Origin of the sequence: Chitinophaga eiseniae (assembly GCF_900167135.1) — a bacterium.
Lineage (GTDB): Bacteria > Bacteroidota > Bacteroidia > Chitinophagales > Chitinophagaceae > Chitinophaga > Chitinophaga eiseniae.
Map to the genome: position 1 here is coordinate 642,676 of NZ_FUWZ01000001.1, position 18,291 is coordinate 660,966.

An 18,291-nucleotide genomic window follows, 5' to 3' on the forward strand; every position below is an offset into this window, starting at 1 on the left:
CCCGCTTGAACGGGGCTTGCATTTCCTCCTAAATTTACAAAAAAAAGCGCAAGCACTTTGTGATGATGAACAAGACAATAACCCTGTTGCTGCTCTCTTTGGGCAGTCTGCATTTAGAAGCACAACATATGATGAACACGGACAGAATGGATAAAAGATTGAAGGCAGGCATGGATAGCACCGCCTCCCTGGAGATAGATAACGAAACCTTCCTGCATCACCCGGAAATTATTCAGCAGGAAAGGGCCGCTTTCACGAGGAATAACCCGGCGCCCCGGCCGGAAAATATCCAGGTAAGTGATGTGTTTGTCAACAGCTCGCGGGATAACTATAAGATCAGGCTGCACGTCTACCAGGCGAAGAACTTCGACGCAGATCATGTGATCGTATACTTCCATGGTGGTGGGTATGTTTTTGGTATGCCAGAGCAGGTCGATGAACAGATGTTTAAGATCGCCGCTGATCTGAAAGCCACCATCATCTCCGTTGACTACCGGTTATCACCGCAGTACAAATTTCCCATCCCGGTACTGGACGGGTATGACGCTTTACAATGGACCGTCAGCAACGGTAAGACTGCCCTAAACATTAACCCGGACAACATTGTCGTTTTCGGCGCCAGCGCCGGCGGACACCTGGCAGCAGCTGTAGCACAAATGGCGGCGGACCACCAAGTGAAAAATATCAGGCATCAGTTTCTGCTATACCCTGTTATCCACAACCAACTGAATACACCATCGATGAATGAATTCGTGGATGCACCGCTTTGGAGCAAAACTGCTGCTTCCGCAGCCTGGCTTCATTTCCTCGGAAAAGAAAAAATGGGTCAGTCCATCCGGTTTGCAGACCTGACCAACTTTGATAAGTTCCGGCAGCTGCCACCGGCCACTATCGTGGCATGCGAGCTGGACCCGCTCAGAGACGAGGATATCGCCTACGCACAGCAGTTGTACAAGGCGGGTGTGAAAACAGAGCTGTGGGTGATCCCCGGCGCGGTCCATATTTTTGATTTGTTCTCATCGCCGCTGAGAGAAGAGTTTTACCGGTTTATGATTGATAAGATGGAGAAAGTGTGGTGGAATAGCTCAATCAATATTCTTTAAATCAAAGCTATATTCGTAGCTTATTTCAGAAGAAGTATCCTGGTTTTTAAGCCAGGCTGCTTCTTCATGGCTTTTCTCAACAATTTCAGCTGTTGAAAAAGATTTAAAGTTAGAAATAACTTTATCCAGTGTTTTTTGTTCTGTTTCACTGATGTACCTACGGAACTCATTCATATCAATATCTTTCTTATAACAAAATCTGTTGCCGGCATATTCAGGGAACGCGACTTCATCAACCTCCACATACTGGTTGTTACACACTATGTTATAGAGGCCTCCATAATTTGTTGGGACTGGTCCCCATTTGTATGCTTTATATATTATTCCACTAATACCAGAGCCCTGATGTTTAAAATGGTCAAAATCCGCATAGAATAAGAGTTTGTTAAGCAGCGTGGTAAAGGGATTGAGTTCTTTTACCAGATATTGGATCATATATCCGACTCTGGGGAGACTGGGGACTCTGAATCCATTATTGATATTAGGTAGTTTACTGGGGAAAACGTCGAGTTCCAGTTCTCTGACAAAATGTTCATGCTCGTAACGTTGAACTAGAGACTGTGCTTTCTTCAAGATGTCTTCGTACTCTTGTTGACTGAATTGATCCTTACTTAAATTGATCAACTTCAGAAACTCATGAGGATCTTCAGCGAGTCGGAGATATTTACCAATAGAGGCGCTGGGCATTTCTCCATTCTCAAAATTACGATACCCGTTAGCTCCTAAACCAAGTATAATGCTCATCTTGGCGGAACTTAACCCGTATTTGGATTTTAATAGTTTTATTTCTTCGGGATTAGGTATACCGTATTTTGCGCGATACCTGTTGAGGACCTGGTTTTGATTCAGGGTATCAATTTCATCATTTGTGAACTGCTCTCCTGTATCTTCGCAAACATAATAGTGGTAGGTGATATCGAAGGATTCCTTTCGATATTCCATTGTCATAGATTCTTTTTCCAGCCGTGCTTTACCGCCTGTAAACGGACTTTCCATAATTGTTATTTTAAAGGATATAGCATTGGGCTTTCTGCAATATGAAACGAGATACATATCGTAGTCTTTCCGGGAAGGCCCATCGTGACTTTTATGTATATCTCCGTCCCCTTGTATCTTTTGCCAAATACCCACATGTCTGGTCCACCATTCAATGTGTCTTTTCTAGGCCCCTCTGAATAATCTTCAACTTTAAGGGACTTGACCAACATAGTCCTTTGATCAGGTCTCATTTCCAGCGCTAAAAGCGTCCTACCATTTTTACCCCTGTCATCCCGATAGATGACTCCCCATATGCTCATTTTCTGGTGAAAGGCTCTGAGAAACTGAGCAACCTCTGCTACTTTGGTCAGCATTTATATTTGTGTAAATATCAAATATGATAAGTGAATAAAATATATCGCAGCTGAATTGCAAGTTACAAAGTTATAGAATTCTATAATTTTCAACTAATAAGTTTGTTTTATTATATTTTTTCCTATAAAGTCAACTATTTAGTTGTGGTTTATTTTATTTCGAGGGTAGTAATAAACTCCTTCGCTGCCCTGAGCGTCAATGACGGGGCTTCTTTATGTGGTGTATGGCCAATGCCCGGTAAAATATACTTCGAGGCTTTACCACTTACCTGGCTGATGGTTTTTTCTTGGATTGATGATGTCGCAGAATACTGTAAAGACAATAACTTTAGTTTGGTGTTTTCGAAACATAGTTTCGGATAACTATCAGAGAAATCATATCGATTAATCTTTATCTACATCGAAGACAATAAATCCTTAGCAGGAACATATAAACTCCCGGCAGTACAGTATTTCCGGGAGGATGGTATAGCTGGCGGTGGTTTTACCGGCGCCATTGCAACCTGCTATGATATAAAGATCCGGCATTATTAGTTATTTAAAACTCCATCACTGCATTCGCTGTTGGATTATCCAGCTTAGTACTTTGTCTTTTCCCGCCTACGATCACATGGATCATATTGATCTGTGAAGGATGTTGCTGATACAACAGGTCATTCATCACGGCCACTTTTTTCGGTGCGGGGATATTTTCGGCGGAGAGGAAGCTCCAGACGGCATCTTCTTCTATCTTATAGCCCAGGAAGTGCAGGGGTATTTTTTTCCCGTCGAGGGTCACCTGCAGGTGTTTGGAGAGATAGTCTGCCATTATTTTTTCTACCTGTTGACGGTTAGCGGGTTTGATGATGTCGAAAGAGGTATTGTATTGGGCTTTCAGTGTATTTTCCAGGTCGTCGGCGAAAATACGGCAGCTGATTTCCAGCTCTTTTTTGGCAGTGTTGTGCGTAATCTCTGTCACACTCACGTAGAACGGGTGCAGAAGGGCCATCCAGGCCACTGTCCACCATTTACATAATAATAAACCCACTAGACTAATTTTATTGGGAAAATTAATTTTTACTTTCTATAATTACCAAATTTAGACAAAAGAAGGGCAATGGACCTGATGTATTTTGAGCTGGGATGGCAGCATATTCTCAACTGGGAAGGTTATGATCATATACTTTTTGTGATTGCCCTGAGCGCTGTTTATGTGGTGAACGAATGGAAAAAGCTGCTGGTCCTGGTGACCGCCTTTACGATCGGACATTCTATTACACTGGCGTTGAGTGTGTTACATATTATCAGGGTGTCCAGTTCGCTGGTGGAGTTCCTGATCCCGGTAACGATCTGTATTACGGCGTTGTCTAACATTTTCCGTAGAAATGAGGCGCCGCAGCACCTGCAGCTGAACTATTTCTACGCGTTATTTTTCGGGCTGATACACGGACTGGGGTTCTCCAACTACCTGAAAAGTCTGCTGGGCAGCCAGGCCAACATTGTGAAACCACTGCTGGGATTCAATATCGGACTGGAATTTGGCCAGCTCCTGATCGTAGGCGTGGTGATGCTGATATCTGCCATTATCGTTAACATCGGACGGGTAAGCCGTCGTGACTGGAACATGTTTTTATCTTCTGCCACCTTTGGCGTCGCCTTCCTGATGGTGATCCAGGGCGTGAGAGAGCTGTTGAAATAAAATCTGAAATCTAAATCCTCTATGAGAAAAAATCTGTATCTCCTCGGTATCTTATGCAGCACTGCGATGGCGCTGCATGCGCAGAACCCGGGGTCTAACCACGGTAACCGCTTTGAGCAACTGGGCACTATGCTTCAGTCGCCCAATATGTACCGCTCCGCCTCCGGCGCGCCCGGCCCCAAATACTGGCAGCAGCGGGCCGACTATGAGATCAGTGCAGAACTGGATGACAACAAACAGCGGCTCACCGGCGCTGAAACAGTCACCTATTTCAATAATTCACCGGACCCGCTGACTTACATCTGGCTGCAGCTGGATGAGAACGAGCACGATCCGAAAAGCGACAACCGCAGCTTCGACGGCAGCAAAATATCTGATAAAATGAGCTTGCGGGATATCCGCGGTATCCTGCCGCCTACCGGCGATCTGGGCGTGAAAATTGTCAAAGTGACGGATGCCGACGGCAAACCGCTGCCCTATACCATCAATCAGACCATGATGCGCATCGACCTGCCCAAAACACTGATGCCAGGCGAGAAATACCGCTTTAAGGTGGACTGGTGGTACAACCTGTCCGACCGTATGGTGACCGGCGGCCGCGGCGGTTATGAATATTTCCCGGAAGACAAAAACTACCTGTATACCATCACCCAATGGTATCCCCGGCTGGCGGTGTATTCCGACTTCCAGGGGTGGCAGAACAAACAGTTTACCGGCAGAGGCGAATTCGCGCTCACCTTCGGTAACTTCAAAGTACGCCTGACCGTGCCAGCTGATCATATCGTAGGCGCTACCGGCGAATGCCGGAACTACAAAGAAATGCTTTCTCCTGCCCAATACCAGCGCTGGCAACAGGCGCAGAACAGCAAAGAACCTATCGAAGTAGTAACGCTCGATGAAGCAAAGAAAGCCCTGCAAAATAAATCAGGCAGCCGTAAAACATGGGTATATGAAGCACAGAACGTACGCGACTTCGCCCTTGTTTCCTCCCGCCGCCTCGTATGGGACGCTATGGCAGCCAATGTGGAAGGCAACAAGGTAATGGCCATGTCCTACTACGGCCCTGAAGCCTATCCGCTCTACCGCCGTTATTCCACCAAAGTGGTAGCGCATACCGTAAAATCCTACTCCAGCCACACCATACCGTACCCTTACCCGGTGGCGATCTCCGTAGAAGCGGCCAATGGGATGGAGTACCCGATGATCTGCTTCAACTACGGCCGTGCAGATAAAGACGGTACCTATTCTGAATCCACCAAAAACGGCATGATCGGCGTTATCATCCACGAAGTAGGACATAACTTCTTCCCGATGATCGTTAACTCCGACGAACGCCAGTGGTCCTGGATGGACGAAGGCCTCAATACTTTCTGCCAGTTCATGGCGGAGCAGGAATGGGATAACAATTTCCCCTCTTCCCGCGGCCCCGCACATAAGATCGTGGACTATATGAAGATGCCGAAAGATCAGCTGGAGCCTATCATGACCAACTCAGAAAATATTATCCAGTTTGGACCGAATGCATACGCCAAACCCGCCACAGCGCTCAATATACTCCGGGAAACCGTGATGGGGCGCGAACTGTTCGACTTCGCTTTCCGTGAATACGCACGCCGCTGGGCTTTTAAACATCCTACACCGGCAGATTTCTTCCGCACGATGGAGGATGCTTCGGCTGTTGACCTGGATTGGTTCTGGCGTGGATGGTTCTTCTCCATCGAACCGGTGGATATCTCCATCGATAACGTAAAATGGTACAACCTCAATACGAAAAATCCGGCCACCAACAGCCAGGAAGCGAAAGCTGCTTACGACCGTAACATGGACCACGTGGCCCGCCAGCGCAATAAAGCGGCAGGCGTTAAATTTGTCGTAGACCAGGATACCAGCCTGCAGGACTTCTACAGCAAATGGAACCGCTTCGAAGTGGCGCCGGAAGACAAAGCTGCCTACGATCAGTTCTATAACAACCTGGCACCCGCGGAAAAAGAATTGTATGATAGCAAAAAGAACTTCTATGAAGTGACGCTTTCCAACGCGGGAGGACTGGTGATGCCGGTAATCCTCGAATGGACATTTGCCGACGGCACCAAAGAAACAGACCGTATCTCCGCCTACATCTGGCGCAAGAACGAAAATCAGGTGACCAAAGTGTTTGCAAAAGACAAAAAAGTGGTGGCCCTTAAACTGGACCCTCTCCGTGAAACAGCCGATATTGATGAAAGCAACAACAGCTGGCCAAGAGAAGCGGCGCCATCCCGGTTTGATATGTTCAGGGAAGGAGGTGCGGTGAGAGGCGCCTCCTCCGGCGATAACCCGATGAAAAAAGCCCTTAATAAATAACGTTGATGAAACATACGCTCACCCTCTTACTGTTATTCTGTTCCCTGCAGACGCTCCGCGCCGGTAATGCAGACACTGTCAGCATTCCCAGCGCCGCCATGCATCGCAGCTACAAATGCGTGGTCGTAACGCCGGCGTCCTACAAGGAAGGCACCAGGCGCTATCCCGTGGTGTACCTGCTGCACGGCTACAGCGGCAACTACGCCAACTGGATCACTAAAGTGCCGGCCATCAAAGAACTGGCGGATACCTATCAATGCATGATCGTATGCCCCGATGGCGCTTTCATGAGCTGGTACCTCGACAGTCCCCGTGACAGCTCCATGCGCTTTGAAACTTATGTAGGGAAAGAAATACCGGCATATATCGACCAGCACTACCAGACGCTGCCCGACCCGCGCCATCGCGCTATTACCGGGCTCAGCATGGGTGGCCACGGCGCCCTGTACCTGGCCATGCGGCACCCGGAAGTGTTCGGCGCTGCCGGTAGTATGAGCGGAGGCGTAGACTTCAGACCGTTTCCCAAAAGTTGGGAAATTGTAAAACTGCTGGGAGAACCGGGTGAAGACGGTGCTAACTGGACCGCCTATACGGTAATGGCGCAGCTCGGCAAACTAAAGCCGGGTACCCTGTCCATGGTGATCGACTGCGGCGTGAAAGACTTTTTTATCGACGTAAACCGCGCTTTACATCAGCAACTGCTCGAAAAAGGCATAGACCACGATTATACTGAACGGCCTGGCCAGCATGACTGGAACTACTGGGGTAATTCCATCCACTACCACATGCTGTTCTTCCATCGTTTCTTCCAATAATCAATACAAAGGCATAAAAAAATGAAGCCGTCCCGGGAACGGGGCGGCTTTTTTAACTTGCTAATATGTCCTGTTGATCTATGAAAATTTGATGGTGGTTTTTATTGAAAAAAGCGGCCGTAAGCAGGACTGCAAGCGGCCGGATTATTTTCATGTGACCTAAGTTGAATGCTAAGCGAAATCAGTTGCTTTGTACAGACCCAGATAGGCACGGGCGACAATGATTTTGGCATAGGTCTGTTTGTTGTTGATGACGTAGTACGCCCTGTACATCAGATAGCAATGAATCGCAGCAGCTCAGTTATAGGTACCCATGTTTCATTACGTGTTATTATCAGAACTATTTTCGTTATCCGCCAGGAAGTCGTGCGTATAGCTGAATAGTACCATCGAAAATGAATTTTTTTTAATGTGTAATGTATACACATTGTAAAAACGGGGAAAAGGTGCTTCCCATCCCTTTTCGGTCCGGGCGTTCGTATACCAGGGCCGCACCGTTTGCTATCATTCATTAATGGTGGTGTCTGGGGCCTCAGCCCCGGGCATACCTGGCAGCCCCGGAAACAACGAAAAAAAAGCCGGTCCTCGATAGGACCGGCATTTTTTTTTATGCACGCGATTCAAAATAAGTATTTGACAGGCTCAGTGCGGTATGTCCCACCAGAGTCTCACGCCGCCATTGTCTGCAGCGCCGGGGCCCAGCAGTTTGATGGCTTTTTCCACTTCCGCTTTGTTGGAAGTGTACTCTGTGGACGGGAACGGGATCCTTCTGATCTGTATATCGGTATTGATAGTACCATTGCTGTAGTTGGTCACTACCGGGAAGAGTTTCGGATAGCCGGTTCTGCGGTATTCGCTCCAGGCTTCCTGTCCTTCAGGGTAGATGGCAATCCATTTCTGCGTGATGATCCGCTCCATTTTAGCTGCCTTGGTGGCGGCATCATCCCATTTGATGGTGATGTTGGTCATGGCAACATGGTTATTGGCAGCGTTACGCGGGTCTACGTAATCAATCGGTTTGGCAGTATTGTCTGCCACATAATTGTTGACAGCAACAGGGTCTGCATCCCACTGGCTGAAGGAAGCACGCATACCTTTTTCGTACAGCTCACCCGGAGTGCCGCCGGCATTGCCCCAGCCGTTGAGGGCTGCTTCTGCGCGAAGGAACCATACTTCTGCTGCAGTCATCAGCTGAAGGGGGGTAGTGGCTTTAAAGGTTTTGGTTTCTGCGGTAGCCGGAACGGAATAACCGTTATACGCCGGTTTGGCTTCTACCAGGCTGCCGATACGGATGCCTTTATATTTTCCGGGGTAAGCGGTGGCATGATCGAAATACTTCGGTAGGCGCGGGTCATTATATCCCACCAGGAAAGATTCCATGGAAGCGTTCATGGCATTGTCCGTCCATGCTGTTACAATGGTGAACAACGGGTTCTTCAGCCCGAAGCCGGATACGTTCGCGTTGTCTTTGGTGATCTCCATCACGCCGCCATTGGCAGGGTTCAGCGCCTTTTCGGCTTCTGCCTGCGCTTTGGCTGCAGCTACACCGGAGATACGGACAGCCAGGCGCAAACGCAGTGAGTTGGCAAACTTGATCCACTGTTTGTAATCACCGCCATACAGCATGTCGAATTTAGCAAAGAGGGATACGCCCGGATGCTGGGTCACATAAGTGTTCAGCGTGGTTACGGCCGTGTCCAGCTCTTTAAAGAAGCGGTTATATACGTCCTCCTGTTTGTCGTAGGAAGAAGTAGTACCGCCGCTGCCATAGCTGCTGTAAGGAATAGGACCGTAGATGTCGGTCACCCGGTGCATGGCTTCTACTTTCAGGATCAGCGCGATAGCCCAGAACTCTGGTGCGGATACCGCCGCGCCTCTTCTCCTTACTTCATAAATAGGCGCCATCACGTTGTTGTACGCCAGGTTGAACGGGGCAGCGTTCCAGCCGTCTACCAGGGAATAGGTCATGTTGTTAACGTTACCGCGGAAGTTGTTCGGCGGCATCATATAACCGGAATATACGTCGCCCATCAGGTTCTGTTGCAGCTGATAGTCGGCCGTGGTATTATTGAAGTTGAAGTAGATGGAAGACTGTATCTGCGGGAAGAAACCACCGATATAGTTGAAGTCGGCCTTCAGGTCATCTTCGGTCAACCCGGTATTGTCCGTGTTGTATTCCTCGAAGTTTTTGGTACAGGCGTTAAGGCCCAGGATACCAGCCGCCAGCGCGATGATGGCCACCGGCTTATATAGTTTGAATCTTAATTTTTTCATCTGTGTTGAATTAAAGGTGAACATGATTAGAAACCAACATTCAGGTTAAAGCCAAAGCTACGGGTGGCCGGTAAGCCGAACATATCCACACCGGAAAGACCGTTATTGGTTGCCATAGCGATTTCCGGATCATACGGCGCCTTTTTGGAGATGTACCAGAGGTTTCTGCCTACCAGGGAAAGACGGATGTTCTTTACAAAACCATTGCCCAGCACTCTGGAAGGAATAGCATAACCGAGCGACAGTTCCCTTAACCTTACCACGCTGGCGTCATACATATATTCCCCGCTCACACCGTCACGACCGCCGATAGTACCATACCATTTTTCAGCATCTACTTTGGTAACCGGTTGTTTGGTCGTTTCAGATACACCGTTAACGATCACACCACCTGCTTTACGGGCTTCGCCGGTACGGGCAGACACACCGTATTTATCCATTACGGCTTCTGTCATAGACATTACCTTGCCGCCAAACTTACCGTCAACCAGGAAGCTCAGGTTGAAGTTTTTGTAGGAGAAGCGGTTGCTCCATCCTGCCTGCCATTTGGGGTTAGGATTACCAACAAACACGAGGTCGGAAGTTACCAGCGGCGTACCGTCAGCACCGATGATCACACGGCCGCTTTCGTCTCTCTTCAGCGCTTTACCGAAGATGTCGCCATAAGAACCGCCTTTCTCGATAATGGAAGCGAAAGTGTTGGAACCGGCGGGGGTCAGGATAAACTGGTCGATGTTATCTGCCAGCTCTACCACCTTGTTTTTGTTCTGGGAATAGTTCACAGTAGTGTTCCAGGTGAAATCTTTGGACTGGAAAACGTTGTAACCCAATACTACTTCGAAACCGCTGTTCTGGATATTACCAGCATTGATGAAGCGGAAGCTGTAGCCTGTTCCCGGAGGTACGGCGATCTGGAAGTACTGGTTGGTGGTATTCGTTTTATAGTAGGTGAAGTCGAAGTTCAGCCTGTTGTTCAGCAAACGCCATTCTGTACCGATTTCCAATGACTTGGTCCTTTCTGGTTTCAGGTCGGTGAAAGGCGCCTGGTTGTTGAACAGGAAGGTGCCGCCCACCTGGCCCAGCCTGTTGAGCGGGTTGGTTACATACAGGGGAACGGAGTTACCTACAACAGCGTAAGAGCCACGGAGTTTAGCATAGCTAACCGGCTCCGGCATGTTGAACAATTGATGGAGCATGAAGGAAAGGCCGGCAGAGGGATAAAAGTAGGAGCCGTTTGGAGTGAACGCCAGATTGGATGACCAGTCATTACGTCCGCTGAGGTCCAGGAACACCAGGTCTTTGAAAGACAGGTTTACGTTCCCGAATACGGCCTGCAGCTGGCTGTGATTCTCTGGCGCAGTCTGTATCAGGCTGCCGGCGGTCATGTTCTGCAGCATAAATTTATTCGCCACATAAAGGTCGCCGAGGTAGCTGTCTGCAGTCATACCCTTGGTACGGGTATCGTTAACGCTGGTACCAACCAGGGCATTTAGTTTAAAATTGGTACCGAGGTTGCGGTTCAGGTTCAGGATCAAATCACCGTAGAACTGGGTGGTGGTGAGGTCGCTCATGATGTAACGGCCGTTAGCGCCTGCCAGTACAGGGTTGGTGCCTGCATAGAACTGTCCGTCGTAAGTATCGTTGGTACGGTCCATATTACCGCGGGCCTGCAGATACAACCAGTCATTGAAATCGTATTTGGCGCTGACGTTGAAGAGCGTTCTGTTACGTGCGGCCTGGCTGTTGTTTCTGTTAACGATCCAGTAAGGGTTCTGTTGTACGTCTTCGTTGAAAGGCCAGTTCTGCAAGTTGATCTGGCGAACAGGATCGAACTTGTTATAAGTTTTATATGGTGACATGTCGCGGCCTCTGGGGAATAAATAAAGACCGGTGAGCGGGTTGAAGTACAAGCCGGTTACAGGACCATTGTCTGTTTTCTGTGTGATAATATTCACGTTACCATCCAGGGTCAGTTTGTCGTTGAGGAACTTGGCTGTTTCCCGGAAAGAGAAGTTGTGACGATTGAGATCGTTGCCCGGCATCACTGCTTTGGCATTGGTATTGGCATAGGAGAAATAAGACTGCGCTTTTTCTGTGCCGGCAGTGAAGTTGATGGCGTTGATCCAGGTGTTGCCATTGCGGAAGAAATCGGACACATTATCCTGTGCGTTGTTGATTTCAGGGCCCCAGCTTTGGGTAGCACCGTCTTTGGTGGCGCCGTAGGAATTCTGCAGCTCCGGTTTATATGCAACTTTATCGAGTGTGAAACCGCTGGAGAATTCTACTTTGGCGTTACCTGCTTTACCTTTTTTGGTGGTGATGAGGATAACACCGTTGGCGGCCTGGCTGCCATACAGTGCGGCAGCGGAAGCGCCTTTCAGTACGGATACGCTTTCGATATCGTCAGGGTTCATATTGGAGATACCGTCACCACCATCGCGGCCAGGAGTAAAGGTAGAGGTACCATCGCCACCCCAGGTGCTGTTAGGCTGCTGGGTAGTGTAGTTGGTCATGGGGATACCGTCGATTACATACAGCGGCTGGTTGGTGCTTTGGGCAGATTTGTTACCGCGCAGTGTTACTTTAACGGAACCACCTACGCCGGAACCACTCCTGCTCACCGTGATACCGGCAGCTTTACCGGAGATAGAGTTCATGACATTCGCATCTTTAGCGGTAGTCAGTTCTTCATTGCCCAACCGCTGTGTAGAGTAGGTCAGGGATTTGGCGGCTTTTTTCACACCGAGAGCGGTGACCACCAGTTCATTCAGTCCTTTTACATTCTCGTCCAGTCGTACGTCGAGCGTAGCGCTGTTGCCTACGGTTGCTTCCCGTGAACCGAAGCCGATGGAAGAAAACACCAATACGTCGCCGGCCTTGGCATTGAGGTGGTATTGGCCGTTGGCATTGGTTTGTGCGCCTTTGGTAGTCCCTTTTACCTGAACGGAAACACCCGGCAATGGCGTGCCTTTGGTATCACGCACGGTACCACTGATTTCCTTTTCCTGTAAAATGCTACGGAATGAAGCTGTGGGCGTATAAGTATTGCCGGCAGCCTTCGCATATGCATTGTCTGCTAATATGGAAGTGAGCGCCATTCCCGTTACAGCACACACTTTCATAAGGCGTAGGTTTTTTTTCATACTTGCCTTTTTTTTGGTTAATAATTGGTATTTAAATGTTGTGGATAAGAACTGACTCATGTATCGCGTGCCTGCTGATACAATACGCTGTCACGTGCCGTCTGGAAAAAAAATACACTCCCCATTAGCATGGCGAAAGCCATCCTTTACCCTCTTTTTTATTGAATTGACGTGGTTTGTTAGCACAGGTATTCCCTTCGGAAATGCAACACGCTTTTTCGTGCTGATCCCGTTATAGTTTTTCGTGCCTGTTCTTCTTACATGAAACTTTTATTTTGAATGATATTGCCTCGCCGATGTTTTCATTTGGATGACGCATCATAAGCGCTACAGGAAGGAAGTCGTGCGTTAATAGAAATGGTACTACAGTAGTCAAAAAAAAAATTACGAATTACGAATTACGGATTACGAATTACGAATTGAGGGCTCCATATAGCCAGGTCACTTACTAACCTTTCCATAAAGAAGCCCTCAATTCGTAATTCGTAATCCGTAATTCGTAATTATTTGGTGTCCCACCATAATCGGGTGCCGCCATTGTCATCCGCTTTTAGCATCTTCCTGGCACGCCCCAGCGCCTGCGGGTTGGTAACTTCTTCTATCTGCGGGAACGGCAGCCGACGGATGAATTTCTCCGTGCTGATGGTATTGTTGCTGTTATTGATCACCACCGGGAACAATTTCGGATAACCCGTTCTGCGGAACTCCGTCCAGGCTTCCTGTCCCTCGGGGAACATGGCGATCCATTTCTGGGTGATGATACGCTCCAGCTTCTCTTCCTTTGAAGCCTGCTCGTCCCACTTAACAGTAATCTTACTGAGATGTTGGCTGCCTGCAGGCACATCGTTTTCTCTATTATTAGGATCTACATAGGGCCTCGGTTTACTGCTGTCGTTTTTCAAATAGTCGTTTACGTTAGTGATGCCATATTGGTCAAAGGATGTGCTGACACCTCTTTCATAATTATAGACAGCGCTGCCGGCGCCATCCCAATTGTTCAGCGCCGCTTCTGCCTTGAGGAACCAGGCTTCAGCTGCGGCCATGAACTGGATCCTGTTCTCCAGGCGGGCCAGCTTGGAGTAACCGGTGTACTGCTCTTTCAGGGAAATACGGATACCATTGCGGATACCATGATAAATGCCTTGTCCCTCATCGGTGTGCACAAAATAATGCGGCAGACGGGGATCGTTATATCCTGTGAGGATCGACTCCATGGGAGCGCTCATGCGGAGGTCGGCCCAGGTGTAACACATAATATTAAGCGGATGGGTGACCGGTGAAATGTCCACAGCGAAGTTGTCTTTCGCTTCCTGCAGCAACCCCAAAGGATGTTTCAGCGCCGCTTCCCCCTCTTTTCTCGCCTGGGCCGGATCAGCGCCGTTAATGCGGACGGCCAGCCGCAACCGCAGGGTGTTGGCGAATTTTATCCATTTGATATAGTCGCCTTTATATACCAGGTCAAACGCCTGGAAACGCTGTGGGCTGCCACGGTTGACATAATCGGTCAACAGGTTGATGGCGGTGTCCAGGTCATGGAAAAAAGTAGCGTATGCCTGCTGCTGGGAATCATACTCAAAAACATTGTCGTTGTTGATCTCCCCGAAATGGTTGTAGATAATAGGCCCGAAGATATCGCTGATACGGTGCATGGCCTCCACTTTCATGATGGTGGCCCAGGCGTAAAAATCAGGGTACTTTGTCCCGGCCTTTTGCTGTGTGAACACACAGGGCTTCATCACCCAACGATACGCCTCGTTCCATGGATGAACGTTCCAGTAATAAAGCAAGCCGTAGTTCATGTTGTTGATATTGCCTTCAAAGGGCGTCGGCGACATCATATACCCGGAAAAAATATCGGCGTTGAGGTTTTGCTGCAACTGCGCCGTTGGCGGATCGTTATAGCGCAACAGGTACAGCTGCGCCTGGGTGATAGGAGCGCCCATCAGTTGAAAATCGCCCTTCAGGTCGCTCTCGGTAAAATCGTATGGATTTTTGTTGATATCGGTGAATTTACCGGTACAGCCGCTACCCAACGTGAGGGCGGCCATTGCCAGCAGCATGCTATGGATCCGTTTACGCATGATCGTTAGATTTAAAACCCGAATTTTAAGTTGACGCCCATACTGCGTAAGGGCGGTAATCCGAATACATCCACGCCCTGGAGACCATTGCCGGAACCCATGGAGACTTCCGGGTCAAAAGGAGCGTCGAGCTTAAAGAAAAAGAGATTCCTGCCGATAACGCCTACCCGCATGCTGCGCAGCCATTTCCACTTCAGGGGAAGCAGGTAGCTGAGGCTCAGTTCCCGCAGCCGGATGTTGGTAGCGTTGTACATATACATTTCCCCGATACCGGAACGGCCGCCGATGATGGTGTAGTAATTGGCGGCGTCTATTTTTCCGGTGTAAGGCGTGCCGTCCGCCAGCGCCGCGTTGAGTGACACACCGCCGTTGTCACGGGCCTGGGCGGTTACTTCGCTCACGCCGTAATAATCCAGCACGGCCTGGGTAACGCTCATCACCTTGCCACCGAAACGGCCGTCTACCAGGAAGCTTAAAGTAAAATTGCGGTAGTAGAAACTGTTGTTCCATCCCAGCATGAAGTCGGGATTGGGGTTCCCCACTTTCTTAAAAGTACCTGTGGTAGAGAGCTTCCCGTTTTCATCCACAATCACCTGGCCTTTATCGTTGCGTTTTAATTCTTTGTTGGAATAAATATCGCCCCAGGAGCCGCCTTCCTGTATAAAGGAGCCAAACATATTAACGCCAAAATCAGTAAGGGTAAACATGTTGCTGGTATCGGCGCCGGCAATTTTTTTATTGCTCAGCTGCAACACGATATTGCGGTTGGTGGAGAAGTTGACGGTGCTGGTCCAGCTGAAGCCCTTGGTCTGTATGGGTATTGCGCTCACGGATGCTTCCAGCCCCTTGTTCTGGATATTGCCCATATTGAGGTAATAGGTCATGAATCCGGAGCCGGGAGGAGCTGGCACTTCCATGTATTGTTTGTAGTTATTGTTTTTGTAGATGGTGATATCCGCGTTGAGCCTGTTGTTGAACAGGTGCACTTCCAGTCCGGCCTCGAAGGAGCGGTTGTCTTCCGGTTCGAGATATATGCCGGGGTAGGGGGTACGGAGGTTAAGCAGCACCCTGCTTACGCCGGCGGTAGTTTGCATGGTAAACGGCGCCGGGTTGGAGGCATAGCTGGCGATGTCGTTGCCTACTTTGGCATAGGAGATGCGCGTGCGCAGGAGGTTAAAGGCTTTAGGCAGCTTAAACATGTCTGTCCAGATGGCCGATAGCCCCAACGAATAATAAAAGTAGCCTTTTGCGAGGGTGGGCGTAAAAGCGAAGGTGCTGGACCAGTCATTGCGTCCGGTAAGATCGAGGAACAGGAAGTTTTTGAAGCCCAGCTGGGCGTTGCCGAAAATAGCCTGTAGCTGTTTCTGTTCTACACTGTGCTGTGCGTCGAGCGACTTTTCGGCGATGTTGGACAGGGAGAATTTATTGGGATAAATAAGACCGGGTTCTGCATTCGGATTAGCGCCGTTGAAAGCGCGTTCGTGCGCTTTAATGTCGGTAATGCTGGCGCCTACATTACCCGCAAGATGTAGCCACTGGTTCACTTTCCCGCTGGCGTTCACCATGAGATCGGCATACAGCTGGGTGTTGAATTCTTTTTCCAGGATGTAGCGGCCATTGGAATCTGACAGTACACGCTGTGTGCCGGCGTAGGCTTCCAGCTCGTATTGGTCCAGCGATTTATCGAAGCTGGCGCGTCCCTTGAACGAAAGCCAGTTGTTCAGCTGGTAGTTGAGCGCCAGGGAGGCCATGCCCCGGTAGCGGTTGTCCAGGCGGCGGTTGCGTTGCAATGCCCACATGGGGTTCTGCTGATCGTCCTGGCCTATCCATTCTTTATCGTGCCGGATGTTCCACCAGTTCTGCATGTAGAGGCTCCGGGCGGTATCGTAGTATTCGAACTGGTTTTTATAGGCGTTGAAATCGAGGCCGCGGGGAAAGATATACAGGCCGGAAATGGGACTGTAGTACAGCCCGGACGACAGGCGGTTGACCGACGACTGTGCCAGAAAAGAGGCGTTGGCGTCCATTACCAGCTTGTTGTTGAGCAGCCGGAGCGTCTCCCGGAAATTGATCGTATGCCGGTTGAATTTGCCGGTGGGCAGAATGCCTTTGTTGGTAGTGTTGGAGTAGGAAAAATAGGTTTGTGCTGTTTCCGTGCCGCCGCTGAAGGAGATGGTATTGATCCAGGTGGCGCCGGTGTTATAGAAGTCTTTTACATGATCGGTCGACTTTACCGGAGCGCCCCAGCTGCCCAGGGAGCCGGGTTTGGGTTTGCTGACGGAATCGTAGGGCGCTTCTGTTTGTCCATAGCGGTATTGAAGGCTGGGCAACATGGAGGGTTTTTCGATGGTGAAGTCGGAGGCTACCTCTATGTGGCTTCTGCCGGGTTTCCCTTTTTTGGTGGTGATGAGGATTACGCCATTGGCGGCCTGGCTGCCGTATAAAGCGGCGGCGGAGGCGCCTTTGAGGATGCTGACGCTTTCGATATCGTCGGGGTTGATGTTGGAGATGCCATCGCCGCCATCGCGGCCGCCGCCGCCGATGGTATTGTTGGCCTGCCCCCATACGTCCTGTGGCTGCGACGGGGTATAGTTGGCATACGGTACGCCGTCAACGATGTACAGTGGCTGGTTTTCGCGGGTGGATTTATTGCCGCGCAATACTACCCTGACGGTGCCGCCGATACCGGAGGCGTTGCGGGTGATGCATACTCCGGCCGCTTTACCGGAGATGCTGTTCATGAAATTGGCGTCTTTGACGAGGGAAACGTCGTCGCCACCCAGCTGCTGCGTGGAGTAGGGCAGTTCCCTCGATTTTTTCTGTATGCCAAGGGCGGTGACCACCAGTTCCCCCAGTGCTTTGATGTTTTCGTGAAGTGTAATGTTAATTTGGCTGCTGGTGCCTACGGTGACTTCGCGTGTCAGATATCCCACATAACTGAACAACAACACGTCGCCGGGGTTGGCGCTAATGCTGAACCCCGCGTCGGCGTCTGTTTGTGTGCCTTTGTTGCTGTTCCTGATTTGAACGGTTACTCCCTGAAGCGGCGTGCCTTTATTATCGCGTACGGTACCGGTGATTTCTCTTTCCAGTGAAACGTGCTTTAACAGGTCGACGGTTGACGTGCCGCCTGTTTCAATGTCGGCTCCTACAATGATTTTGTTGTTGATACGGGTAAACTTCAATCCGGTTTGTGCTGATAACAACGCCAGAACGTCATCGATAGGTGTTTTGGTGCAGTTGAGCGTAACCTTTTTCTTCAGGTTAAGATCAGTTTTGTCGTAGTGGAAGTTCAGCCCGGTTTTGACCGATATTTCGGTCATCACGTCTTCCAGGTTTTTGTTTTTCGCCTGGATACTGACAACAATTGTCGATGGCGGCTGCTGTATTTCTTCGGCAAACGCGCTACTCAGGGTGTTCAAGCTACCGGCCAGCAGCAATGTCAGCATTAACCCCATGGATATGAACCATGTTATGGGGTAAGGCTTTACCCTCATATGAG

At 49.5% G+C, this 18,291-nt stretch carries 11 protein-coding genes; 4 read left to right on the forward strand and 7 right to left on the reverse strand.

What is annotated here, in order from left to right:
• Positions 1–62: 62 nt before the first annotated feature.
• Positions 63–1,103 carry an alpha/beta hydrolase gene (locus tag B5D63_RS02725; protein WP_200816898.1) on the forward strand — a complete coding sequence of 347 codons (1,041 nt, stop codon included), beginning with the start codon at positions 63–65 and terminating at the stop codon, positions 1,101–1,103.
• Here B5D63_RS02725 and B5D63_RS02730 read toward each other — a convergent pair.
• The 3 genes from B5D63_RS02730 to B5D63_RS02740 all read right to left on the reverse strand — a co-directional run bounded on the left by B5D63_RS02730 (position 1,086) and on the right by B5D63_RS02740 (position 3,482).
• Complete coding sequence (locus tag B5D63_RS02730; RefSeq protein ID WP_159455869.1) at positions 1,086–2,099, reverse strand: type II toxin-antitoxin system antitoxin SocA domain-containing protein; 1,014 nt, start codon at positions 2,097–2,099, stop codon at positions 1,086–1,088. The genes B5D63_RS02725 and B5D63_RS02730 overlap by 18 nt on opposite strands.
• A gap of 5 nt (positions 2,100–2,104) precedes the next feature.
• Complete coding sequence (locus B5D63_RS02735) at positions 2,105–2,455, reverse strand: toxin (protein WP_078667232.1); 351 nt, start codon at positions 2,453–2,455, stop codon at positions 2,105–2,107.
• 538 nt (positions 2,456–2,993) lie between these two features.
• On the reverse strand, positions 2,994–3,482 hold the full coding sequence (locus tag B5D63_RS02740) for a DUF6702 family protein (protein ID WP_078667233.1): 489 nt from the start codon (positions 3,480–3,482) through the stop codon (positions 2,994–2,996).
• Between the two features lie 69 nt (positions 3,483–3,551).
• On the opposite strand from B5D63_RS02740, the gene B5D63_RS02745 reads away from it, so the two are divergent.
• From B5D63_RS02745 to B5D63_RS02755, 3 genes are read left to right on the forward strand one after another with little or no spacing between them, the layout of a single operon-like run.
• Positions 3,552–4,133 (forward strand): HupE/UreJ family protein, encoded by a 582-nt coding sequence (locus B5D63_RS02745; RefSeq protein WP_235021445.1) that lies wholly within the window; start codon positions 3,552–3,554, stop codon positions 4,131–4,133.
• A 21-nt stretch (positions 4,134–4,154) separates the two neighbouring features.
• Positions 4,155–6,476 carry a M1 family metallopeptidase gene (locus B5D63_RS02750; protein WP_078667234.1) on the forward strand — a complete coding sequence of 774 codons (2,322 nt, stop codon included), beginning with the start codon at positions 4,155–4,157 and terminating at the stop codon, positions 6,474–6,476.
• 5 nt (positions 6,477–6,481) lie between these two features.
• Positions 6,482–7,291 (forward strand): alpha/beta hydrolase, encoded by an 810-nt coding sequence (locus tag B5D63_RS02755; RefSeq protein WP_078667235.1) that lies wholly within the window; start codon positions 6,482–6,484, stop codon positions 7,289–7,291.
• A gap of 642 nt (positions 7,292–7,933) precedes the next feature.
• On the opposite strand, the gene B5D63_RS02760 is transcribed toward B5D63_RS02755, so the two are convergent.
• The 4 genes from B5D63_RS02760 to B5D63_RS02775 all read right to left on the reverse strand — a co-directional run bounded on the left by B5D63_RS02760 (position 7,934) and on the right by B5D63_RS02775 (position 18,286).
• Positions 7,934–9,565, reverse strand: a complete 1,632-nt coding sequence (locus tag B5D63_RS02760; RefSeq protein ID WP_078668511.1) for a RagB/SusD family nutrient uptake outer membrane protein — start codon at positions 9,563–9,565, stop codon at positions 7,934–7,936.
• A 26-nt stretch (positions 9,566–9,591) separates the two neighbouring features.
• On the reverse strand, positions 9,592–12,708 hold the full coding sequence (locus tag B5D63_RS02765; protein ID WP_159455870.1) for a SusC/RagA family TonB-linked outer membrane protein: 3,117 nt from the start codon (positions 12,706–12,708) through the stop codon (positions 9,592–9,594).
• 503 nt (positions 12,709–13,211) lie between these two features.
• Complete coding sequence (locus tag B5D63_RS02770; protein ID WP_078667237.1) at positions 13,212–14,789, reverse strand: SusD/RagB family nutrient-binding outer membrane lipoprotein; 1,578 nt, start codon at positions 14,787–14,789, stop codon at positions 13,212–13,214.
• Positions 14,790–14,800: 11 nt separating this feature from the next.
• Complete coding sequence (locus tag B5D63_RS02775) at positions 14,801–18,286, reverse strand: SusC/RagA family TonB-linked outer membrane protein (RefSeq protein WP_078667238.1); 3,486 nt, start codon at positions 18,284–18,286, stop codon at positions 14,801–14,803.
• Positions 18,287–18,291 lie beyond the last annotated feature (5 nt).

Coding starts and splice junctions, on each gene's coding strand:
- B5D63_RS02725 (WP_200816898.1), top strand. CDS start 63: ATGATGAACAAGACAATAACCCTGTTGCTGCTCTCTTTGGGCAGTCTG.
- B5D63_RS02730 (WP_159455869.1), bottom strand. CDS start 2,099: ATGGAAAGTCCGTTTACAGGCGGTAAAGCACGGCTGGAAAAAGAATCT.
- B5D63_RS02735 (WP_078667232.1), bottom strand. CDS start 2,455: ATGCTGACCAAAGTAGCAGAGGTTGCTCAGTTTCTCAGAGCCTTTCAC.
- B5D63_RS02745 (WP_235021445.1), top strand. CDS start 3,552: ATGGACCTGATGTATTTTGAGCTGGGATGGCAGCATATTCTCAACTGG.
- B5D63_RS02750 (WP_078667234.1), top strand. CDS start 4,155: ATGAGAAAAAATCTGTATCTCCTCGGTATCTTATGCAGCACTGCGATG.
- B5D63_RS02755 (WP_078667235.1), top strand. CDS start 6,482: ATGAAACATACGCTCACCCTCTTACTGTTATTCTGTTCCCTGCAGACG.
- B5D63_RS02760 (WP_078668511.1), bottom strand. CDS start 9,565: ATGAAAAAATTAAGATTCAAACTATATAAGCCGGTGGCCATCATCGCG.
- B5D63_RS02765 (WP_159455870.1), bottom strand. CDS start 12,708: ATGAAAAAAAACCTACGCCTTATGAAAGTGTGTGCTGTAACGGGAATG.
- B5D63_RS02770 (WP_078667237.1), bottom strand. CDS start 14,789: ATGCGTAAACGGATCCATAGCATGCTGCTGGCAATGGCCGCCCTCACG.
- B5D63_RS02775 (WP_078667238.1), bottom strand. CDS start 18,286: ATGAGGGTAAAGCCTTACCCCATAACATGGTTCATATCCATGGGGTTA.